The organism is Pseudomonas sp. OE 28.3, from assembly GCF_014268205.2.
GTDB classification, from domain to species: Bacteria; Pseudomonadota; Gammaproteobacteria; order Pseudomonadales; family Pseudomonadaceae; genus Aquipseudomonas; species Aquipseudomonas edaphica.
Genome location: NZ_CP077082.1, coordinates 250651 through 272180, shown reverse-complemented (window position 1 = coordinate 272180; position 21530 = coordinate 250651). Strand labels below are relative to the sequence as shown.

The 21530-nt window shown below is 60.7% G+C and carries 23 protein-coding genes; 9 read left to right on the top strand and 14 right to left on the bottom strand.

The window, feature by feature from the left end; translation table 11 throughout:
* Positions 1 to 28 precede the first annotated feature (28 nt).
* The 6 genes from HU759_RS01205 to HU759_RS01180 all read right to left on the bottom strand — a co-directional run bounded on the left by HU759_RS01205 (position 29) and on the right by HU759_RS01180 (position 7605).
* On the bottom strand, positions 29 to 1570 hold the full coding sequence (locus tag HU759_RS01205; protein WP_170040735.1) for a SulP family inorganic anion transporter: 1542 nt from the start codon (positions 1568 to 1570) through the stop codon (positions 29 to 31).
* Between the two features lie 85 nt (positions 1571 to 1655).
* The gene (locus HU759_RS01200) at positions 1656 to 2387 is read right to left on the bottom strand and encodes a carbonic anhydrase (RefSeq protein ID WP_017137905.1); all 732 of its coding nucleotides are present in this window, start codon (positions 2385 to 2387) and stop codon (positions 1656 to 1658) included.
* A 227-nt stretch (positions 2388 to 2614) separates the two neighbouring features.
* Positions 2615 to 3673 (bottom strand): PA0069 family radical SAM protein, encoded by a 1059-nt coding sequence (locus tag HU759_RS01195; RefSeq protein WP_068934074.1) that lies wholly within the window; start codon positions 3671 to 3673, stop codon positions 2615 to 2617.
* 81 nt (positions 3674 to 3754) lie between these two features.
* Positions 3755 to 5053 (bottom strand): cytochrome c, encoded by a 1299-nt coding sequence (locus tag HU759_RS01190; protein WP_026013769.1) that lies wholly within the window; start codon positions 5051 to 5053, stop codon positions 3755 to 3757.
* A 12-nt stretch (positions 5054 to 5065) separates the two neighbouring features.
* Positions 5066 to 6850 carry a GMC family oxidoreductase gene (locus HU759_RS01185; RefSeq protein WP_017137909.1) on the bottom strand — a complete coding sequence of 595 codons (1785 nt, stop codon included), beginning with the start codon at positions 6848 to 6850 and terminating at the stop codon, positions 5066 to 5068.
* Between the two features lie 2 nt (positions 6851 to 6852).
* Positions 6853 to 7605, bottom strand: a complete 753-nt coding sequence (locus HU759_RS01180; RefSeq protein ID WP_017137910.1) for a gluconate 2-dehydrogenase subunit 3 family protein — start codon at positions 7603 to 7605, stop codon at positions 6853 to 6855.
* A gap of 274 nt (positions 7606 to 7879) precedes the next feature.
* Here HU759_RS01180 and HU759_RS01175 point away from each other — a divergent pair, with 274 nt between their 5' ends.
* Positions 7880 to 8536 (top strand): dual specificity protein phosphatase family protein, encoded by a 657-nt coding sequence (locus HU759_RS01175; protein ID WP_170040618.1) that lies wholly within the window; start codon positions 7880 to 7882, stop codon positions 8534 to 8536.
* Between the two features lie 146 nt (positions 8537 to 8682).
* On the opposite strand, the gene HU759_RS01170 is transcribed toward HU759_RS01175, so the two are convergent.
* Positions 8683 to 8958 carry a YheV family putative zinc ribbon protein gene (locus HU759_RS01170; RefSeq protein WP_186618274.1) on the bottom strand — a complete coding sequence of 92 codons (276 nt, stop codon included), beginning with the start codon at positions 8956 to 8958 and terminating at the stop codon, positions 8683 to 8685.
* Positions 8955 to 11006 (bottom strand): oligopeptidase A, encoded by a 2052-nt coding sequence (prlC, locus tag HU759_RS01165; RefSeq protein WP_017137913.1) that lies wholly within the window; start codon positions 11004 to 11006, stop codon positions 8955 to 8957. The genes HU759_RS01170 and prlC overlap by 4 nt, the downstream gene beginning before the upstream one ends.
* A gap of 101 nt (positions 11007 to 11107) precedes the next feature.
* On the opposite strand from prlC, the gene HU759_RS01160 reads away from it, so the two are divergent.
* Together HU759_RS01160 and HU759_RS01155 are read left to right on the top strand one after the other, a co-directional pair.
* A complete protein-coding gene (locus tag HU759_RS01160; protein WP_056860985.1) occupies positions 11108 to 11650 on the top strand; it encodes a gamma carbonic anhydrase family protein in 543 nt (180 codons plus the stop codon).
* Positions 11647 to 12306, top strand: coding sequence for an HAD family hydrolase (locus HU759_RS01155; RefSeq protein WP_170040616.1), 660 nt, complete (start codon positions 11647 to 11649; stop codon positions 12304 to 12306). The genes HU759_RS01160 and HU759_RS01155 overlap by 4 nt, the downstream gene beginning before the upstream one ends.
* A 319-nt stretch (positions 12307 to 12625) precedes the next feature.
* Here HU759_RS01155 and HU759_RS01150 read toward each other — a convergent pair whose 3' ends face one another.
* Positions 12626 to 13669 carry an aminopeptidase gene (locus HU759_RS01150; protein WP_138450621.1) on the bottom strand — a complete coding sequence of 348 codons (1044 nt, stop codon included), beginning with the start codon at positions 13667 to 13669 and terminating at the stop codon, positions 12626 to 12628.
* 143 nt (positions 13670 to 13812) lie between these two features.
* Here HU759_RS01150 and HU759_RS01145 point away from each other — a divergent pair, with 143 nt between their 5' ends.
* Positions 13813 to 14235, top strand: a complete 423-nt coding sequence (locus tag HU759_RS01145; RefSeq protein WP_017137917.1) for a hypothetical protein — start codon at positions 13813 to 13815, stop codon at positions 14233 to 14235.
* Here HU759_RS01145 and HU759_RS01140 read toward each other — a convergent pair whose 3' ends face one another.
* Both HU759_RS01140 and HU759_RS01135 read right to left on the bottom strand, forming a co-directional pair.
* Positions 14236 to 14475, bottom strand: a complete 240-nt coding sequence (locus tag HU759_RS01140) for a DUF1161 domain-containing protein (RefSeq protein WP_017137918.1) — start codon at positions 14473 to 14475, stop codon at positions 14236 to 14238.
* Positions 14476 to 15001: 526 nt separating this feature from the next.
* Positions 15002 to 15430, bottom strand: coding sequence for an OsmC family protein (locus HU759_RS01135; RefSeq protein WP_017137919.1), 429 nt, complete (start codon positions 15428 to 15430; stop codon positions 15002 to 15004).
* A gap of 216 nt (positions 15431 to 15646) precedes the next feature.
* On the opposite strand from HU759_RS01135, the gene HU759_RS01130 reads away from it, so the two are divergent.
* A complete protein-coding gene (locus HU759_RS01130) occupies positions 15647 to 16648 on the top strand; it encodes an LLM class flavin-dependent oxidoreductase (RefSeq protein ID WP_017137920.1) in 1002 nt (333 codons plus the stop codon).
* A 149-nt stretch (positions 16649 to 16797) separates the two neighbouring features.
* Here HU759_RS01130 and HU759_RS01125 read toward each other — a convergent pair whose 3' ends face one another.
* Complete coding sequence (locus HU759_RS01125) at positions 16798 to 17022, bottom strand: DUF1161 domain-containing protein (RefSeq protein WP_017137921.1); 225 nt, start codon at positions 17020 to 17022, stop codon at positions 16798 to 16800.
* 115 nt (positions 17023 to 17137) lie between these two features.
* Entirely contained in the window at positions 17138 to 17353 is a 216-nt protein-coding gene (locus HU759_RS01120) for a dodecin (RefSeq protein ID WP_016969657.1), read from the bottom strand.
* A 155-nt stretch (positions 17354 to 17508) separates the two neighbouring features.
* Between HU759_RS01120 and HU759_RS01115 the strand changes: the two genes are divergently transcribed.
* Positions 17509 to 17835, top strand: coding sequence for a DUF883 family protein (locus HU759_RS01115; protein WP_003187304.1), 327 nt, complete (start codon positions 17509 to 17511; stop codon positions 17833 to 17835).
* Here the strand turns inward: HU759_RS01115 and HU759_RS01110 are convergent.
* Entirely contained in the window at positions 17832 to 18728 is an 897-nt protein-coding gene (locus HU759_RS01110; RefSeq protein WP_099550179.1) for a LysR family transcriptional regulator, read from the bottom strand. The genes HU759_RS01115 and HU759_RS01110 overlap by 4 nt on opposite strands.
* Before the next feature lie 109 nt (positions 18729 to 18837).
* On the opposite strand from HU759_RS01110, the gene trpB reads away from it, so the two are divergent.
* The 3 genes from trpB to HU759_RS01095 all read left to right on the top strand — a co-directional run bounded on the left by trpB (position 18838) and on the right by HU759_RS01095 (position 21470).
* Positions 18838 to 20079 carry a tryptophan synthase subunit beta gene (gene trpB, locus HU759_RS01105; RefSeq protein ID WP_058420548.1) on the top strand — a complete coding sequence of 414 codons (1242 nt, stop codon included), beginning with the start codon at positions 18838 to 18840 and terminating at the stop codon, positions 20077 to 20079.
* Positions 20079 to 20888: a tryptophan synthase subunit alpha gene (gene trpA, locus HU759_RS01100; RefSeq protein WP_017137924.1), complete on the top strand. Its 810-nt coding sequence runs from the start codon at positions 20079 to 20081 to the stop codon at positions 20886 to 20888. The genes trpB and trpA overlap by 1 nt, the downstream gene beginning before the upstream one ends.
* A gap of 138 nt (positions 20889 to 21026) precedes the next feature.
* Positions 21027 to 21470 carry an anti-virulence regulator CigR family protein gene (locus HU759_RS01095; RefSeq protein ID WP_017137925.1) on the top strand — a complete coding sequence of 148 codons (444 nt, stop codon included), beginning with the start codon at positions 21027 to 21029 and terminating at the stop codon, positions 21468 to 21470.
* The last annotated feature ends 60 nt before the right edge of the window (positions 21471 to 21530 follow it).

The following is a 21530-nucleotide window of genomic DNA, read 5'->3' as shown; positions in this document are numbered from 1 at the left end:
AGCCCGGCTCCCACAATTTTTGTGGTGTTCAGACGGGCGCCGAACCTATCCCCACCGTCGTCCGCACTCGGCCTTCGAGCCTACGCTTCAACCCCCGCGCCTCGATCACCAGCGTCGAGCCCTTGGCCGCATTGGCCCGGCCCCATTCTTCCAGCAACTCCAGACACGAATGGTCGATGTAGCTCAGGTTGCTCAGCGGCACATGCAAGGTGGTCCCCGCAGGCACCGTCGACAGCACCTGAGTCAGCGCAGGCACTTTCAGGAAGGTCGCGGCACCGGTCAATCGCAGCTCCATCTCACCGTCCTGGGGCAAATCGATCAGGCTGACTTTCAATCGCGAAGCTTTAAACGCGAGCTTCAGCAACGTGAGCCCAAAGCCCACCAATACGCCGGTCAGCAGGTCGGTGAAGATGATTGCCAGTGCCGTAGCGGCGTAGGTAAACATCGGCATCCGCCCATAACGGCCCAGCGCGCGAAAGGCTTTGACGTCCACCAGCTTGATCCCGGTGTACACCAGCACGCCCGCCAAACTCGCCACCGGAATGCTTTGCAGCACGCTCGACAGCAGCAACACAAAGCCCAGCAGCCACACACCATGGAACATCGCCGACAGACGCGTAGTAGCGCCGGCCTGCACGTTGGCCGAGCTGCGCACGATTACGCCGGTCATCGGCAAGGCGCCAACCAAACCACAGAGCATGTTGCCCACGCCTTGAGCTGACAATTCCTTGTCGAAATCGGAGCGCTGGCCGCTGTGCATTCGATCGACCGCTGCCGCAGAAAGCAGGGTTTCGGCGCTGGCAATAAACGCCACGGCGAAGGCGGCGATCAGCAGTTGCGGATCAGCCAGGTTCAGCAGGTCGCTGGGGCGCAGCCAGTCGATGGCGTCGGCGAGGTTTTCCGGCACCTCCACGCGCTTGACCTGCAACGCCAGCACCAGGCTGGTCACCGTCGCCAGGCCCACACCCAACAACGCGCCCGGTACGAAGCGCAATGTTTGCGGCCGGAATTTATCCCAGCAGTACATCACCAGCATGGTCGACAGGCCCAGCAAACCAGCCTGCCAACCAAGACCGCCGCCCAGCGTCGGGATCGCTTCGGCCATGGCCGCCGGGAAGCCCGCCAGGTTATCCAACCCCGAAGGTTTAGGCGCGCCGTCGAGCATCACATGCACCTGCGACAGCACAATCAATACGCCGATACCCGCCAGCATGCCGTACACCACCGCCGGAGCCGTGACCCGGAACCAGCAGCCCAGGCGCAAACGCCCGGCCACCAGTTGCAGGAAACCCGCCAGCAACAGAATCGGCCCGAGCATCATCATCCCGTGCTGGCGCACCAACTCGAACACCAACACCGCCAGCCCCGCCGCCGGGCCACTGACCTGCAGCGGCGAGCCCGCCAGCCAACCCACTACCAGGCCACCGATTATCCCGGTGATCAGCCCCTTGGCCGGCGGCATGCCGGACGCAATCGCGATGCCCATGCACAAGGGCAGGGCGACCAGAAACACAACCACCGAGGCCAGCAGCTCCCGTGGCAATACAGCTTTCAATTGAGCAGCACGCATGATGGCTCTCCCGAGGGATTCGCCGGGCGCGGTAAAGCCTGGCTGCGTCCATGGCAGCCACCGCTTGACCCGGCAGGGAAGTGTTTTAGAAGCGCGCTCTAGGCGTCGCGCAAGGAATCGGCTCGGTGCCGTTCAGCGGTCTGAATGCCGCCTGGTCCGCATCGTAAGCGCGGATTTCGCTGGTCTCGATGTTGTAGATCCAACCATGGATAAACAAATGACCATTGGCCATGCGCGAAGCCACGGAAGGGTGGGTACGCAAATGCTGCAATTGAGCGATGACGTTTTCTTCGGTCAGCACCTTCATGCTCTCGCCTTCGTTGGCGCAGTCGCAATTGTCTTCGACCATGGACTTGGCGACTTCGGCGTGACGCAACCAGGCCCGTACCGTCGGCATCTTTTCCAGGCTGTCGGGGTTGAGTACCGCGCGCATGGCGCCGCAATCGGAGTGCCCGCACACGATGATGTGCTGTACGCCCAGGGCGAGTACCGCGTACTCGATGGCGGTGGAAACCCCGCCGTTCATCTGGCCGTAGGGCGGCACCACGTTGCCGACGTTACGCGTCACGAACAAATCGCCGGGGGAGCTTTGGGTGATCAGCTCGGGGACGATGCGCGAATCAGCGCACGTAATAAACATCGCCCGTGGGCTCTGGGCCGTGGCGAGTTTCTTGAAGAGTTCTTCCTGCTGCGGGAAGACGTCGTGATGGAAATGCAAAAAGCCGTCAACGATGTGCTTTAACGCTGCATCGGCAGACTCCGCCACCTGAGTGGCTGAAGCCGACGCAGCCAACGGCTGTTTATCCTTGTCACTCATGATTCATCCTCTTTATTAATGCAGGGGAGTGTTCAGGTCAGTTCGACGTCTGGCTATCGGAAAAGTTGAAAAACTAAACAAACCAAGGCGTCGACTCACCAGTCACTCGCTGAACAAGGTAACCGGCGAAACTTAACTCAAACTGAATGAACCGCTCTAGAACGAGGGTTTCAGTGATATCAAAACGCGACTATTTCCACAGCAATGGCGCCTTCGTTCTGTTCAGTTTACAACAATGCCATCTGCCTGCCCGGCGGGCAAAACGCCGTGCAATCCAGATTAAACCCTTCCCGTCGATTCAGCCCCAGCCGCTTGATCGCTTTGTTGAAACGCTGCGCCAACAAATCAGCAAACGGCCCCTCGCCACGCATGCGCACACCGAAGCGGCTGTCGTACACCTCACCACCGCGCACCTGGCGCACCAGGCTCATCACATGGGCCGCGCGCTGCGGGTAATGCGCCGCCAGCCACTCCTCGAACAGTGGCGCCACTTCCAAGGGCAAGCGCAACATCATGTAGGCGGCGCTCTGCGCACCGGCGGCGTGGGCCTCGGTCAGCAGGCTTTCCAGCTCGCTGTCGTTGATCATCGGGATCATTGGCGAGCACAGCACGCCCACCGGGATACCCGCCTCGCGCATCACCCGAATCGCCCGTAACCGCGCCTTGGGCGCCGCCGTGCGCGGCTCCAGGATACGCTTGAGTTCGTCGTCCAGGCTGGTGAGGCTGATCATTACCGCCACCAGCCGCTGACGCGCCAACTCGGTGAGCAGGTCGAGGTCGCGCAAGATCAGCGAACCCTTGGTGATGATGGTTACCGGGTGCCGATAGCGCAGCAGCACTTCGAGGGTTTGCCGGGTGATTGTGTAGTCGCGTTCGATAGGCTGGTACGGGTCGGTATTGGAGCCCAGGTTGATCGGTGCGCAGACATAACCTGGCTTCGACAGCTGTTGCTCCAGCACGTCGGCGGCGTTGGTCTTGGCAATCAGTTTGGTTTCGAAATCCAGCCCTGGCGACAGGTCCCAATAGGCATGGCTGGGCCGCGCATAGCAGTAGATGCAGCCATGTTCGCAGCCGCGATAGGGGTTGATGGAGCGGTCGAACGGCAAATCCGGCGAGTTGTTGCGGGTGATGATGCTCTTGGCCGTTTCGATACGCACTTCGGTGCCCTGGGTCGGTGGCACTTCCTGGAACCAGCCGTCGTCTTCGGCCACGCTGACGGTCGGCGCAAAGCGGTTGTGCAGGTTAGTGGCCGTGCCCCGGCCACGGGGCGGCAGCGCAGTAGTCATGAAAACGCCTCGATACTGTTTTTATATACAGTATCGAGGCGCGAGGTTTCTGACCAGTGCCGTTTGGCGGCCAGGGCAAGATCAGTGCTTTTGCGTTACCTGCCCCAAATCGTCACCCGATGTGGTGCGCATATCGCTCTTGCGCAGGTCTGCCACGTCACTGGCTTTGACTGGCGCGCCTTTATTGCCCCAGCTGCCACGGACGAAACTGACCACATCCGCGACTTCCTGGTCCGACAGGCGCCACGCGAACGCCGGCATGGTGAAAGTCGACGGCGCCGTGTGGGTGGCTGGCAAGGTGCCGCCGTTCAATACGATGTTGATCAACGAGGTGGCGTCCGCCGTCTGCAACACCGGGTTACCCGCCAGCGCCGGGAACACCCGCGTGTAGCCATGGCCGTCGGTACGGTGGCACGCCGCGCAGTTGTCGATATACACCGACGCGCCCGGCTTGCTGTCGTCACCTTTCCACAGCGCCTCGGCCACCTGCTTGTCGTACTGATGCGGCTGGTCCTTCGGGTCCACCGCCGGCAGGCTCTTGAGGTATCGCGCAATCGCGGTGAGGTCGTCCTGGGACATGTACTGCATGCTGTGCACCACCACATCACTCATGCCGCCGAACACTGCACTGCGGTCACTGCGGCCGGTCTTGAGGAATTGCACCAGTTGCTCCTCGCTCCAACTGCCAAGGCCGTCCTTGTGGTCGCCGCGCAGGCTTTTCGCGATCCAGCCTTCCAGCGGCGCACTGCCAGACAGGAACGCGTTGCCGTCAGTAGCGCTAAGGGCTTTTTCCTGCATGGTAAGGGCACGCGGGGTGTGGCAGGCGCCACAATGGCCGAGGCCTTCAACCAGATAGGCACCGCGAGCGACCACCGGGTCGGTGGCGGCTTGCGCCTGATGCGCCTCGACCGCCGGCGCGAACATCCAGCGCCACGCCGCCAACGGCCAACGCATGCTCAAGGGCCAGGGAATATCGCTGTCCTTGTTCTCCTGGGCGACGGGCTCCACGCCCTTCATGAAATACGCATACAACGCCTGCATGTCACTGTCGCTGACACGCGCGTAGGACGGATACGGCATCGCCGGGTAAAGCGTACTACCGTTCTTGGCGACGCCATGGCGCACGGCCTTGTCGAAGTCTTCGAAGCTGTAGTCGCCCAGGCCGGTTTTGTCCGGGGTGATGTTGGTGGAATAGATCACGCCGATCGGGGTTTCCATCGGCAGCCCACCGGCGAAGGGTTTGCCACCCTTCGCGGTGTGGCAGGCCACGCAGTCACCGGCACGGGCCAGGTATTCGCCCTGCTTGACCAAATCGGTTTCGGCAGCGCTCACCGAGCAGCTGCTGAACAGGGCAAAACTGGCGATAACAAGTGCTTTCATGGTCATCGCTCCTTATGCCTGAACCAGTGGGCCGGGGTTTTTCAGGTACTGCTCGCGGATCGCCCGCGCCGACCAATAGGCCAGCGCTGCCACCAGGCCGGTAGGGTTGTAGCCCAAGCCTTGTGGGAAAGCCGATGCGCCCGGAACAAACACGTTGTGTACATCCCAGCTTTGCAGGTAACGGTTCAACGCACTGGTTTTCGGGTCGGTGCCCATGATCGCGCCGCCATTGAGGTGGGTGGTCTGGTAGGACGCGGTGTTGAATTGCTCACCGACTTTTTTGCCCAGCACAGCAATGGCCTTGGGGTTCATCGCCGCGGCGACCTTGCCCATTTTCTCCATCATGAAGCGGTTCATCTTGATGTCGTTTTCCTGCCAGTCGAACGTCATCCGCAGCAGCGGCAGGCCGTAGGAGTCGCGGTAAACCGGGTCCAGATCCAGGTAGTTGCTCCGGTAGGATTGATGCGCACCATGGGAGTCCATCGACACTTGGTGGGTGTAGTAGTCGGCGGTGGCACGCTTCCAGGCGCTGCCCCACGCCGGCGTGCCCGGCGGGTTGGACGTACCGGCAATCGGCCGGCTGCCAGCCTGGTTGACCCACATCGGCGAGCCGCCCACAAAGCCGTGCGGGCCGTGGTCGAAGTTGTCCGCGTTGAAGTCATCGATGGCCACGCCATTGCCGCCCGCACCGATGAAGTTGTTGGTGTGGGTGTCCTTGTCGAAGAAGGCCTTGATGGTGCCCATGTTCTGGTAGGCAAAGTTGCGGCCCACCACGCCCTCATTGGTAATCGGGTCGTAGGGTTTGCCGATGCCCGAGAGCAACATGAGGCGCACGTTGTTGAACTGGAAGGAGGCGATGATCACCAGGTCCGCCGGCTGCTCACACTCGCGGCCCTGGGCGTCGATATAGGTCACGCCGGTGGCCTTGCTCTTGGTGCTGTCGAGGTTGACCTTGAGCACATGGGAATTGGCCCGCAGCTCAAAGTTCGGCACCTGACGCAGCGCCGGCAGGATGTTTACGTTCGGCGAGGCCTTGGAGTACATGTAGCACACGTAGCCACTGCAGAAACCGCAGAAGTTGCACGGCCCCATCTGCGCGCCGTAGGGGTTGGTGTACGGCCCCGACGTATTGGCCGATGGCAGGTTGTAGGGTTTGTAGCCGACGTCGGTAGCCGCTTTCTGAAACAACTGCGCAGACACGGTGTTTTTCTGCGATTCCAGCGGGAACGGGTTGGAGCGATCCGGCGCATACGGGTTGCCGCCACGGCCTTCACCCACCAACTGGCCTTTTACGGTCCAGGCTTGGCCGGAGGTGCCGAAGACTTTTTCGGCGTAGTCGAAAAACGGCTCCAGCTCTTCATAGCTCACGCCGAAGTCCTGGATGGTCATGTCCTTGGGGATGAAGTTCTTGCCGTAGCGCTCTTCATAGTGGCTGCGCATGCGCAACTCGATAGGGTCGACGCGAAAATGCACGCCCGACCAGTGCAGGCCCGCACCACCCACGCCATTGCCCGGCAAAAACGCACCCAACTGACGGTTGGGCAGGGCAACATCATTCACGCTATGGCGAATGGTCACCGTCTCCTTGGAGATGTCCTGAAAGAGTTTTTTACGCACGCTGTAGGTCAGTTCGTCGATGACCTGGGGATAGTTGCCGTCCGGGTAGGTGTCCTGCATCGGGCCGCGCTCCAGCGCTACCACGTTGAGGCCAGCTTCCGTCAGCTCCTTGGCCATGATCGCGCCGGTCCAGCCGAAACCCACGATCACCGCGTCCACTTTCTTCATGATGGTCGCCACGTTTATGCCCTCTCGCCGCGAATGGAAACAGCCGGGAAGGGGTATTGCTCGTTGCGTTCAACCCAGTCCATGAAATCGGCGCGGGCGCCGGGGAAGCCGATCATGGTCCAGCCGACCATGCCTTTGTTGCCACCGTGGATCGGGTCGCAGAAGAAGCCTTCCTTGGTGTTTTGCAGTAACAGGTTGAAAAACATCTTCGCCGGCACTGCCTCGAAATGCGCGGTCATCTCGCCGCCGCCCGCTTCCATACGCCGCAGCATGTCATCCTGGGTAGCGCTGTCTTGCGCAGCAAAAGCTTTACCGTTGAACGCCTTCGACCAGGCATCCGTGGCGGCAATGCCCAGGCGATAGATGTCTTTGGGCACCAATTTGCTCTGCCAGCCCATCTCTGGCGCCGCATCGGCGTTGAACGGGCCTTGCATGAACCACAGCGCGCCAGCGGCATACGGCGTGTTCATCTGGCGGTCGATGTATTCCGGCGCGCCGGCTTCCAGGGCGCCTGGGCCTTGGGCATCCGCGGGAATCAGGCGGGCGACGGCAGCGTTGATAAACGCCCACTCTTCGGCCGTGAAGTAACTCGGCTCGTAGGCTTTGTCGCTGGCGGGCGTTTTGGCGGGAGCGGCCTGCACCGGCTCCGGTGTGGCCATCAACATCGAGCCGCCAAGGCCAGTGCTGGCAACCGTGACCACCGGGATCAAGGTCAAGGATTTGCGTAAAAAGTCACGCCGCGGGTTGTCCTGATCTTGATCAGACATAGGTGCACCTCATCATGTGGTCACGGGTTTATCCGCCGCTTCTGGGAGCAGCGTGATGGTTTGCCAGGGCATTGGATCCAAAGGGATATCACACACTGGCAATCAATAGTTACAAATGATAGCAGCCTAAGCATTAAGAGAAATCGATTCAGCGCGAAAAACAGCGGATCAGATGGGCGGATTCACGATTCTTTGACGGCCACCTCACACGGCATTGACCCCTCGCAGGCGAATATTTAGCCCATCAGCCCTATCCCATTCGGTCTCAATGCGCATGTTCACGATTCGATCACTGCCCGCCTTTGGCCTGGCGTTCATGGCACTGTTCACCACACTGCAGGCCCAGGCCGACGAGGCTACGTCTATCCGCTCGCCTGAGTGGGCACAGCCGGTGGGCGACCAATTCAACCTGCACCAGATGACGCCCACGCTGTATCGCAGTGCATTGCCGGACAGCACTGCGCTGCCGGTGCTGCAAAATCTGAAGATCGGCACGGTGATCAACTTCCTGCCGGAATCTGATGCGCCCTGGCTGAAGACGTCTGATATCAAACAGGTGCAGCTGACCTATCGCACCAACCATGTCGACGATGCCGACGTGCTGGCGGCACTCCGGGCCATTCAAGAAGCCGAAACCCATGGCTCGGTGCTGATGCACTGCAAGCACGGCTCCGATCGCACTGGCCTGATGGCGGCGATGTATCGGGTGGTGATTCAGGGTTGGAGCAAAGAGGATGCGCTGAACGAGATGACGCTGGGCGGCTTTGGTTCAAGTAACGGCTTTAAAGACGGCGTTCGCTACATGATGAAGGCAGATATCGACAAGTTGCGTACAGCATTGGCCAATGGCGACTGCAGCACCAGTGCCTTTGCACTGTGCTCGGTAAAAAGCTGGATCACCACGACAGACAAGGCCGAAGGGCAACTGTAGCGCGCCTTTCTGTGGGAGCTGGCTGTGGGAGCTGGCTTGCCTGCGATAGCTTCAACGCGGTGTGAATGACACACCACGGTGCCTGCATCGCGGGCAAGCCCGACTCCCACAAAAAGCCCGCCCCAAGCAGAAGCAGGCGTCGGGGATCAGTCCTTTTTCAGCTTGGGATTAGGGAAAAACTGCACCGCCCGCACCTTCGGGTCCGCAGGCGCCTTCAACGCCGACGTATTGACCCGCGTGCCCAATTCCTTGGGCACCGAATTGCCTTGTTCATTCAACGTGTCCGAATAGCCGCAGGCCACACATTCGCGGTGCGGCACATCGTCTTCGTTCCACATTTTCAACTTGTCCAACTCTTCGCACGCCGGGCAAACCGCCCCGGCGATAAATTGCTTTTTGGTCACCACAGGCCCATCACTCATGCTGCTGCGTCCTCACTCAGGCCGCTGTGGCGCAAGAGTGCGTCAATCGACGGTGCACGTCCGCGGAAGTCGACGAACAGCACCATCGGCGCCTGGGAGCCACCGCGCGCCAGAATCGCTTCGCGAAATGCCCGGCCGGTTTCGGCATTGAGCACGCCGTCTTCTTCAAACTTGGAGAAAGCATCGGCAGACAGCACTTCGGCCCACTTGTAGCTGTAGTAACCCGCGGCATAACCGCCAGCGAAGATGTGCGCGAAGCTGTTGGGGAAACGATTGTAGGCTGGCGGACGCATCACCGAGACCTCATCGCGCACGCCTTCGAGCACCTGAGCCACCGTGCGGCCATCGCCGTGGGTGGCATGCAGTTCGAAGTCGAACAGCGAGAATTCCAACTGGCGCACCATCATCAGGCCAGACTGGAAGTTCTTCGCCGCGAGCATTTTTTCCAGCAGGTCCTGAGGCAGCGGCTCGCCGCTTTCATAGTGACCGGAAATCAGCGCCAGGCCTTCCGGCTCCCAGCACCAGTTCTCCATGAACTGGCTCGGCAGCTCCACCGCATCCCAGGCCACGCCGTTGATGCCGGACACGCCCGCGTGTTCAACGCGGGTCAGCAGGTGGTGCAGGCCGTGGCCGAATTCGTGGAACAGCGTAGTCACTTCATCGTGGGTCAGCAGGGCAGGCTTGCCGCTGTCGGCCGGGGTGAAGTTGCACACCAGGTTCGCCACCGGGCTTTGCAGCACACCGTCGACAGTACGGCGGCGATCGCGCGCGCCGTCCATCCACGCGCCGCCACGCTTGTTGGCGCGGGCGTACAGGTCGAAGAAGAAACGGCCAACGTGCTGGCCGTTTTCCTTGATCTCAAACAGGCGAACATCCGGGTGCCAGGTGTCGAAGCCTTTTTGCTCGGCGATCTCGATGCCGTACAGGCGCTGCACGATGGCGAACAGGCCGCTCAGCACTTTGTCGATCGGGAAGTAGGCGCGCAGGGCTTCCTGGGACACGCTGTAGCGTTGCTCACGGAGTTTTTCGCCGTAGAAACCGCTGTCCCAGCTTTGCAGGTCGGCGCAGCCTTGTTCGGCAGCGTAAGCCTTGAGCTGTTGCAGGTCCTGGGCGGCAAAGGGTTTGCTGCGCTTGGCCAAGTCGCGCAGGAAGCTCAGCACCTGGTCGCTGGACTCGGCCATTTTGGTCGCCAGGCTCAGCTCGGAGAACGACGCGTAGCCCAACAGTTTGGCCAGTTCCTGACGCAGGTCGAGGATCTGCTCCATCACCGGGCCATTATCGTTCTTACCGGCATTCGGGCCTTGGTCTGACGCACGGGTGCAGTAGGCCGCGTAGACTTCTTCACGCAGGGCGCGGTCCTGGGCGTAGGTCATCACCGCGTAGTAGCTTGGGAATTCGAGGGTGATCAGCCAGCCATCGAGGCCTTTGGCCTGGGCGGCGGCGGCCATTTGCGCCTTGGCCGAGTCGGTCAGGCCGGCGAGGGTGGCTTCGTCGGTGACGTGCTTGGTCCACGCCTGGGTGGCGTCCAGCAATTGGTTGGAGAACTTGCTGCCCAGCTCAGACAGTTTGCTCTGCACTTCGGCGTAGCGTTTTTGCTGCTCAGGCGGCAAATCGATACCCGACAGGCGGAAGTCGCGCAGTGAATGTTCCAGAATGGTTTTTTGCGCCACATCGAAACCGGCGGCTTCCGGGCTGTTGGCCAGGGCTTCGAAGGCCTGGAACAGTTCGCGGTTCTGGCCCATCTCGGTGGAATAGGCGCTCAATGCCGGCAGGCAAGCCTCGTAGGCTTCGCGCAATTCAGCGCTGTTGCACACGGCGTTGAGGTGGCTGACCGGGCTCCAGGCGGCGCCCAGGCGGTCATTCAGTTCGTCCATGGCCAGTACCAGACCGGCCCACGTAGGGTTTTTACCCTGGCTTTGCAGGATGCCTTCGATGGCAACGCGGTTGTCGGCGAGGATCTGTTCAATGGCCGGCTGCACGTGCTCGGCACGGATCGCCGAGAACGGCGGCAGGTCGTAGGACTGCAAAAGTGGGTTGTTCGCGCTCACGGTGGGTACCTTGGCTGAAGAAACTGATAAGACAAAGATGGGGCCATCTTAATTACAATCAACACCCACCGCAGCTATCAACCTATAAGAGAGAGGCTATCGTGACCCTTCGCACCTATCAGAACCACACGCCAACCCTGGGCGCCGGGGCTTTTGTCGATATTTCGGCGGTGGTGATCGGCGATGTCGAAATCGGCACCGACAGCTCGGTTTGGCCGCTGACCGTGATTCGCGGCGACATGCACCGCATCCGCATCGGTGCGCGCACCAGCGTGCAGGACGGCTGTGTACTGCACATCACCCACGCCGGGCCGTTCAACCCGGACGGCTTCCCGCTGCTGATCGGCGATGACGTGACCATCGCCCACAAAGTCATGCTGCACGGCTGCACGGTCGGCAATCGCATCCTGATCGGCATGGGCAGCATCGTGATGGACGGCGCGGTGGTGGAAGACGATGTGATCATCGGCGCCGGCAGCCTGGTGCCGCCCGGCAAGAAACTTGAGAGTGGTTTTTTGTACGTGGGCAGCCCGGTTAAACAGATCCGCCCACTGACTGACAAAGAACGGGCCTTCTTCACCTACAGCGCCGCGAACTACGTGAAGCTCAAAGACCTGCACCTGGCGGAAGGATTCGACCGATGACCCTGAACTACTCCACCGTGCTGTTCGACCTGGACGGCACCCTGACCGACCCGCGTGAGGGCATCACCCGCTCGATCCAGTACGCCCTCGGCAAACTCGGCATCGATGAACCGGACCTGACCAAGCTGGAACACTTTATCGGCCCGCCCTTGCTGCAAGCCTTTATGCAGTTCTATGACTTCGATGAGGCCAAAGCCTGGGAAGCGGTGAATTTTTATCGCGAACGCTTCAAGGTCACCGGCCTGTATGAAAACCGCGTATTCGATGGCGTGATGCCGTTGCTTGAGGAGCTGAACGGCCAGGGCCGCCAGCTGTATGTCGCCACATCCAAGCCGTGGGTGTTTGCCCGTGAGATTGCCCGGCATTTTGATTTTGCCAAGCACTTCAAAGTGATCTACGGCAGCGAACTGGATGGCACGCGCACCAACAAGGTTGAGCTGATTGCGCACCTGATGAACGAAGAGGGTTTGGACCCGGCGACTACCCTGATGATTGGTGATCGCAAGCACGACTTGATCGGGGCGCGCAGCAATGGGTTGGATTCGGCGGCGGTGGGTTATGGGTTTGGTAGTTTTGAAGAACTGAATGCTGAGGCGCCGACCTTGCATTTTGAGACGCTGGAGCAGATGCATCAGGCGTTTTTGCAGCGCGGCTGAGACCGCTATCGCAGGCAAGCCAGCTCCCACATTTGACCGTGTTCACAATTCAAACTGTGGGAGCTGGCTTGCCTGCGATGGGCATGGGTATCTACAACTTTTGAAGGCAGCCAATTTCTCCTGTGGCGAGCAGGCTTGTCCTGCGTTGGGCTGCGAAGCAGCGCCAAACCCAGACGCTGAGTTCTTTCAGGAAAATTGCAGTGCCTTTACTGGGGCCGCTTCGCAGCCCAACGCAGGACAAGCCTGCTCGCCACAACAGCCCACCTGCCACAGACTTTGTGTTAACAGGTAGGGTAGATAGTTATGCTGCGATAAGGCCCTAACGGCCACCACCTTCCAACTGCCGCAACGCCGCCTTACGCTGCTCCACCGGCAACCCACCCAGCTTCTCCACCGCCGCAAAGAACTTCACCCAATCCCCGCCTTGCTGCGCAAACAACGCCGCAAACGCCGGCACCCACTGGTCATACAGCCCGAACGGCAATAACCGCGCATTGTTCATCGGCTGGTTGATCCACGCGTCATAACGCTTGTCACCGCCCCATTGGCTGTCGCGCATGTGCCGGTACTCACTGCGCAGGCGCTCGAACTCTGCCGCTTTGGCCTGGCGCATCACATCCGCCGCCAAGGGCTGTGCGTACAACGCCTCCAGGCGTTTGCGGGTATCGAGCACCAGCCGGATAAATTGGTCGCGCTGCTGCAACGCCGCATTGCTCAGCGGCGCCAAGCCCCGCGCCGCACGCCATTGACGGGTGCCTTCCTGCTCGACGAAGTTGGCATAGGACTCGTTGAACTCGGTGTCGTCCTTCACATAAAAGCGTTGGTGCGCCAGCTCGTGGAAGATCAGCGTGGCCAGGCGCTCATCCCCCCAATGCATCATCGAACTCATGATCGGGTCGTTGAACCAGCCCAGGGTGGAATAGGCTTCGACGCCGCCCATCGACACATCCATGCCTTGTTGCTGCAATAGCGCCGCTTCGCCGCGTGCTGCGCCCTGGCTGTAATAGCCGCGATAGGCCACACACCCAGCGATAGGGAAGCAGTGGGTTTGGGGCGAGAGAGAAAATTCCTGCGTAGCGAACACATTCCAGACCACGTAAGGCCGGCCAATGTCGGCGTACAGGCGGTAACTCTGGTTGTCAGGCAGGTGCAGGTGCTCACTGGCAAAGGTGCGGGCCTGCTGCGATTGCATCAGGTGGGCGCGCAACGCCTGTGGGCGAGCAGGGTCGGCGATGACCTCGGCAACCGGCTCCCGAGCCCGCAGCAACTGCCATTGGCCGCTGGCCAACTGGCTGTAATAACTCACGCTGGAACAGCCGCTGAGCAGCAGCACCATCAACCCTGGAAGAAAACGCCTGACCATGCACCGACCGCTCCTGGGTTATTGGCCCGCCAGACTATCCTGCCTGCACGGAATTTTTCCATGCCGTGGCGTGTTTATACTGATACAGCGTCTGTTGCCACAGGCTGCCAGGTTGAATTCTTACCCACCGTTGAGTGCCCGCCATGCGCCAGCTCTTGCTCCCCGTCACCGCCTTGTTTCTCAGCGCCTGCGCTTCGACCCCAATCCCGCCGGTCGACCCGCACCAGGCCTGGATCGATTTCGCCACGCCGACACCCGGCGCCAAACTGGTGATGGCCCAGCGCCTGGACGGCAAGAACCTCAACGACGGGCGTTTCTTCCAGGTGCCACCCGGCAGCCATGAGCTGATGGTGCGCTTTGATTTCGAAGTGAACACCGGGGCGGGCTTTGGCGGCCTGGACCAGACCCATGACCGAACCTGCTTCATGACCCTGCAATACGACAACTTCCAGGCAGGCCAACGCTATGTGCTGGAGGGGCGCTCGCTGGCTTTTACGCCCAATATCCGGCTGTACAACGCGGCGCGTCAGCTGTTGGCGGAGGAGCGCAGCGTTAATTGCATCTGATCAGTCGCTATTCTTCTGATAGATGATCCGCTTGGTGCCGTTTTCGCAGGAGCCGACGATCATGGCGCTGTCATGATTCTTGGCTTCTTCGGCGGTGATGATTTCCAGGGTGTAAGACGGAATCGCCTTGGCCTGGATCTTTACCTCGATCTCTTGCTTGAGCTCTTCACAATCTTTTGGCGCGGCCACGGCCGAAGTGGCCAATACACCGCAAATGATCGCCAAGGCAAAACGTTTCATGTGTGAAGCTCCCTGAATGCACTGCGCACGGGTGTGCGCCTAGGCTATTCGACCACATTTTGGAAACGCGAGTTCTGATTTAACGCACAACAAACTATGGGAACGGGCCTTTGTGGGAGCTGGCTTGCCTGCGATGGCAACGCCTCGATACAACTGGATAACCGAGGTGAACCTATCGCGGGCAAGCCCGGCTCCCACACAAGCCCGCTCCCACAGGGAATCAGATCGTTCCCACGCTCTGCGTGGGAATGCCGCCTGGGACGCTCCGCGTCCCGCCCACAGCATTCAAGTTCTGTGCAGGTGTGACGCAGAGCGTCACGGGCTGCATTCCCACGCGGGAGCGTGGGAACGATCTAAACGCGAGTTCTGATTTAACGCAGAACAAAATGTGGGAACGGGCCTGTGTGGGAGCTGGCTTGCCTGCGATGGCAACGCCTCGATACAACTGGATAACCGAGGTGAACCTATCGCGGGCAAGCCCGGCTCCCACACAAGCCCGCTCCCACAGGGGATCTTGCTGTGTCAGTTAGACCAGCGTGGCATCCAGGCTGATTTTTGCGTTCAGCACTTTCGACACTGGGCAGCCTTCCTTCGCCTTTTTGCTCAGTTCCTCGAACTGCGCCTGGCTTGCGCCGGGGATCTTGGCTTTCAAGACCAAATGCACGGCGGTAATCGCAAAACCGCCATCCACCTGGTCCAGGGTCACTTCAGCCTGAGTGTCGATGCTGTCAGCCTTAAGGCCGGCATCGCCCAGAATCATGGAAAATGCCATGGAGAAACAGCCAGCGTGGGCCGCGCCGATCAACTCTTCAGGGTTGGTGCCCTTGCCGCCTTCGAAACGGGCCTTGAAGCCATAGGGTGCTTCGCGCAGCACGCCAGTTTCCGTGGAGATGGAACCCAGGCCCGTCTTCAGATCACCTTCCCAATGCGCGGATGCTTTTTTAACAATACTCATAGCTCTCTCCTCGAACGGTGGTTTTGCGTCAGTAAGGGTTCTGAGGATAGTCGGCCCGGCAAAGTTCATCTTGTCGGAGAAACCTAGCGATTTAGTAGGAAATTTCGCAGTTGCTATTGAATCTCGGGTATATGCCCTCATTGCATAGAGCATGCACATGAAGCGGCAGGTTTTGGTTCGTCTATAAGCCTGCGCACCTAATGGAGAAGCAGGCTTATGAAATCGCTGTCCGACGTGAAGTTCTCGACCCTCGACCTCGTGCCCGTGCGCGCCAACGGCAGCATCGCGCAGTCATTGCGCAACTCGCTGGACCTGGCCCAGCACGTGGAAAAGTTCGGCTACAACCGTTTCTGGGTAGCTGAACACCATAATATGGACGGCATCGCCAGCTCGGCCACTTCGGTGCTGCTGGGTTATTTGGCCGGTGGCACCTCAACGATTCGCGTCGGCTCCGGCGGTGTGATGCTGCCCAACCACGCGCCGTTGGTGATTGCCGAGCAGTTCGGCACCCTGGAAAGCCTGTACCCCGGCCGTATCGACCTGGGCCTGGGCCGCGCCCCCGGTTCCGACCAGATGACCGCCCGCGCCCTGCGCCGTGAACGCTCCGGCAGCGCTGACGAGTTTCCGGAAGATGTGGCCGAACTGATGGCCTACCTGGGGCCACGCACGCCCGACCAACGGATCATCGCCGTACCCGGTACCGGCACCAACGTGCCGGTGTGGCTGCTCGGTTCCAGCCTGTTCAGCGCACAACTGGCCGGTGAGCGTGGTTTGCCCTACGCCTTCGCCTCCCATTTCGCACCCCGCTTGATGCACGAGGCGATTCGCGTGTACCGCAATCACTTCAAGCCTTCAGCCGTGCTGGACAAGCCCTACGTGATGCTTGGCATTCCCCTTGTGGCCGCCGACACCGACGAGCAGGCCGACTACCTGGCCACTTCCGTGTACCAACGCATCCTGGCGCTGATGCGCGGGCAAAGCCTGGTGCAACGCCCGCCGGTGAAAACCATGGACGGCCTGTGGCTGCCCCATGAAAAAGACGCGGTGGGCAGCTTCCTTGGCCTGGCCATGGTCGGTAGCCCAGCGAAGATCCGTGCGAAGTTGGAAGTGTTGATCGAGCAAACCGGCGCCGATGAGCTGATCTTTACCAGCGACCTGTATGAGCATGCCGACCGGATTCATTCCTACGAGTTGCTGGCGCAGGTGATGAAGGGCTGATTACCCGCAGGCGAAAAAAACGACGCACCTGTGGCTAGGGAGCTTGCTCCCGCTGGGCTGCGTAGCGGCCCCAAAAGAAAGGGAGCGCTGCGCACTCAGCGGGAGCAAGCTCCCTCGCCACAAGTGCGTCGTTTCATGTCTGCACGGGATTAACCGCGCTTGTAGACGATTTCCTTGGTGCCGCCTTCGCAGCTGCCAATCACTTTGCCATCGGCCGCCGCGCCTTTGTCGACAACATCCAGCGAATAATGCTGAACACCTTTAGCGTCGAGCTTCGCCGCGAGTTCACCTTTCAGCTCTTCACAAGGCTTGCCCGCCGCCAGGGCAGTGCCCGCAATGCTCAACAAACCTACCGCTAACAGGAACTTCTTCATCCGTTACTTTCCTTGCGCTGATCGAAAAGTGCGTGCCGACGCTTATGGCGTCGGCACCCAATGGTTGTAGCGCAGGTTATGGCAATCGGCCAGTCAGCAAGTTCAACTCACGGGATCAACTACTGGCAATTCGGAATCCCACCTTGAGCGTGACCTGGAAGTGCGCGGCCTTGCCGTCCTTGATATGGCCGCGTGTTTCGGTCACTTCGAACCACTCCAGGTGCTTGATGCTCTTGTGCGCTTCAGCGATGGCGTTGTTGATGGCATCTTCGATGCTGGTGGTCGAGGAGCCGACCAGTTCGACTTTCTTGTAGGTGTGATGATCAGACATAACGTTTCTCCTGAGGTCTCTAGTGAGCGTAGCAGTGAATCTTCGTACTGCTTCTGGCGACCAATCCCACTCGAAAGTTCAGATTTACTGCACTTTCTGAAAACCGTGGAGTCGGTATCTACACATGCCACTCAATCACTTCAGGAGAGTTCCACATGGCCAACACTTCTTTACGCAAAGCGTCGCTGGAAAGCATGGAAGCCGAGATTTCGAGCCTGCTCAAGTCCCTTGAGAGCCTCAAGGACGATGCGTCCGATGAGTCGCGCAAAACGCTGAAGGCCCTGAAAAGCAATGCCGAGAATGCCCTCAAGCATTCCCGCCACCTGATCAGCGATGCCTATGAAGAAAGCAAAGTCAAAATCCGCGAAACCAGCGCGGCAACCCGTGACTACGCACAAGAGCACCCATGGACTACCGCCGGCGTTGCCGTTGGCGCGCTGGGCCTGTTGGCGGCTTACCTGCTGTGCAAACGCGGTGACTAAACTGGCTGGCGCAACAGCTCAGCCTTGAGCCACTGCGCCAACTGACCCGCGCGCCCGTCTGCGGCGCGCTTGGGTAGCCACAACGCCAGGTGCGCCGGGGTTTCACTGAAACCCCACGGCGCCACCAGGCGACCCGCTCGCAGGTCCTCTGCCACCAGCGGTTCGGGCGCAATTGCCACACCCAAACCCGCCACCGCCGCCTCCAGCAAATAATACAAATGCTCAAAACCCTGGCCGTGCTTCAACGCGCCGGGCTCGATGTCATGTTGCTGCGCCCAGATGGGCCAGGCCTGCGGGCGCGAGGTGGTGTGTAACAAGGCTTCACCGCACAGGGCGTGGGGCGGCGCCTGGCGCAGGCGTTCGTAACCGGCGAAGCGCGGGCTCATTACCGGGCCAATGCGCTCGCTGGCCAGCTCATACACCTGCATGTCCGCTGGCCATGGCGGCTCCGCAAAAACCAGCAGGGCATCCAGGCCGGGGCGCCGTGGGTCGAGGTCGCCGTCACCCGCCGACAGGTGCAGACGCAAGTCGGGCAAGTCTGCGTTCAAGCGGCCCAGGCGCGGAATCAGCCAGCGCGCCAGCAAGCTGCCCGAGCAGCCGAGCACAAAAGGCGCATCGGCGCTGGCCTGGGTCAGTTCGGCGCAAACATCCCTTAAACGCTCGAACGCTTCGGCACTGGCATCCCTGAGCCGAACGCCTGCATCTGTGAGTTTAAGGCCGCGCCCGTCTTTGGCGAACAGGCTGACACCCAAGTGCTCTTCCAGCACCTTCAACTGGCGACTGACCGCGCCATGGGTCACATGCAGTTGCTCGGCTGCCTGACTGACGCTGTTCAAGCGGGCGGTGGCCTCAAACGCACGCAGGGCATTGAGGGGCGGTAGGTCTCGGCTCATCTGTGAGTTTTCCTGACAGGTTGTGGCGATCTTATCGGTTTTCAGCCTGGCGCGTCAGGGGTAGAGTGGCCGTCATTGCCTCTCCTCACCTTCTTTCCTGGAGCGCCCCATGACTCAGTCCCAGACCGACCTTCGCAACGGCCCCGACGCCAACGGCCTGTTTGGCGCGTTCGGCGGCCGCTACGTCGCTGAAACCCTGATGCCGTTGATCCTCGACCTGGCCCGCGAATACGAAGCGGCCAAGATCGATCCGGCCTTTAACGAAGAATTGGCCTACTTCCAACGCGACTACGTCGGGCGCCCAAGCCCGCTGTACTTCGCCGAGCGCCTGACCGAGTTCTGTGGCGGCGCCAAGATCTACCTCAAGCGCGAAGAGCTCAACCACACCGGCGCGCACAAGATCAACAACTGCATCGGCCAGATCCTGCTGGCGCGGCGCATGGGCAAAAAACGCATCATCGCCGAGACCGGCGCGGGCATGCACGGCGTGGCCACCGCCACCGTGGCGGCGCGCTTTGGCCTCGATTGCGTGATCTATATGGGCACCACCGACATCGAGCGCCAGCAGGCCAACGTGTTCCGTATGAAGCTGCTGGGCGCAGAAGTGATCCCGGTGGTCGCCGGCACCGGCACCCTTAAAGACGCGATGAACGAAGCCCTGCGTGACTGGGTGACCAACGTCGACAGCACCTTCTACCTGATCGGCACCGTGGCCGGCCCCCACCCGTACCCGGCGATGGTGCGCGATTTCCAGGCCGTGATCGGCAAGGAAACCCGCGACCAGCTGCAAGCCCAGGAAGGCCGCCTGCCGGACAGCCTGGTGGCATGCATCGGCGGTGGTTCCAACGCCATGGGCCTGTTCCACCCGTTCCTGGATGACACCAGCGTCGAAATCATCGGCGTTGAAGCCGCCGGCCACGGCATCGAAACCGGCAAGCACGCCGCCAGCCTCAACGGTGGTGTACCGGGCGTGCTGCACGGCAACCGCACCTTCCTGTTGCAGGACGACGACGGCCAGATCATCGACGCCCACTCGATTTCCGCCGGCCTCGACTACCCAGGTATCGGCCCTGAACACGCCTGGTTGCATGATATCGGCCGTGTTCAGTACACCTCGGTGACCGACGACGAAGCCCTCGAAGCCTTCCACAAATGCTGCCGCCTGGAAGGGATTATTCCTGCACTGGAAAGCGCCCATGCCCTGGCTGAAGTGTTCAAGCGCGCACCGACCTTGCCGAAAGATCACCTGATGGTGGTCAACCTGTCCGGCCGTGGCGACAAAGACATGCAGACCGTGATGCACCATATGGAACACTCTCAACAAGAGCAGTCAAAGCAGGAGAAACACTGATGAGCCGCCTGCAAACCCGTTTTGCGCAACTGAAAGAACAAAACCGCGCCGCCCTGGTGACTTTCGTCACCGCCGGCGACCCGGGTTATGACACCTCGCTGGCGATCCTCAAGGGCTTGCCCGCCGCCGGTGCCGACGTGATCGAGCTGGGCATGCCCTTCACCGACCCGATGGCCGACGGCCCGGCGATTCAACTGGCCAACATCCGTGCGTTGGAAGCCAAACAGAACCTGCTGAAAACCCTGCAGATGGTTCGCGAGTTCCGCAAAGACAACCAGGACACGCCACTGGTGCTGATGGGTTACTTCAACCCGATCCACAAATACGGCGTGCCCACGTTTATCGCTGACGCCAAAGAAGCCGGTGTCGACGGCCTGATCGTGGTCGACATGCCGCCCGAGCATAACGGCGAGCTGTGCGACCCGGCCCAGGCGGCAGGCATCGACTTTATCCGCCTGACCACGCCGACCACTGATGACGTGCGCCTGCCGACCGTGCTTAACGGCAGCTCCGGTTTTGTGTATTACGTGTCGGTGGCCGGTGTGACCGGTGCCGGTGCCGCCACCCTGGAACACGTCGAGGAAGCGGTAACGCGCCTGCGTCGGCATACCGACCTGCCGATCAGCATCGGCTTTGGTATTCGCACACCGGAACAAGCCGCCGCTATCGCCCGTCTGGCAGACGGTGTGGTGGTCGGTTCGGCGCTGATCGATCACATCGCCAATGCGAAAAATGATCAGCAAGCAATTGATGGCGTATTGAGCCTCTGCGCGGCGCTGTCGGAAGGTGTCCGTAACGCCCGTACGTAAGCGGCGTGTAGCAATGGGTAAAGTTCCTGATACAGAGGAATCATCCGGGCAATCCAGTACCTAAACTGACAAGACCAAGGGATTTCGAGCCTCGTTCGAAATCCCTTTTTTGTTCGTGCAGTACTGAGGAAAGCCCCCATGAAAATGCCTAAACGCTTGATCGCAGGTCTTGGCGTGTTGATGCTCGGCGCAAGTGCCCTGGCGCAGGCCGCGCCGCCCGACCAACGCGGCGATGGCCCAGGCCGTGGCGGCCCGCAAGGCCAGTACGAGCAGCGCGGCGACGACCATCGCGGCCCGCAGGATAACCGTCGTGGCCCGCCACAGGACTTCGGCCCCGTGCGCCAGGTGATCCGTGACAACCACAACGACTTCCGCCGTGGGGCGCCACCACCTCCTGGCGTGCGTCTGGTGCGGGGCCAACCGCTGCCACGCAACTACTACGGCGAACGCCTCGACAACCGCGCCTTGGCCCATCTGCCGCAATACCCAGGGTATGAATGGCGTCGTTCCGGCGGCGATATCGTGTTGATCGCCATCGGCACCAGCATCGTCTATCAAATCCTGGATGGCGCCCTCTACTAGCCCAGCAAAGCTTTTGTGGCGGGGAGCTGTTGTGGCGAGCGGGCTTGCCCCGCGTTGGGG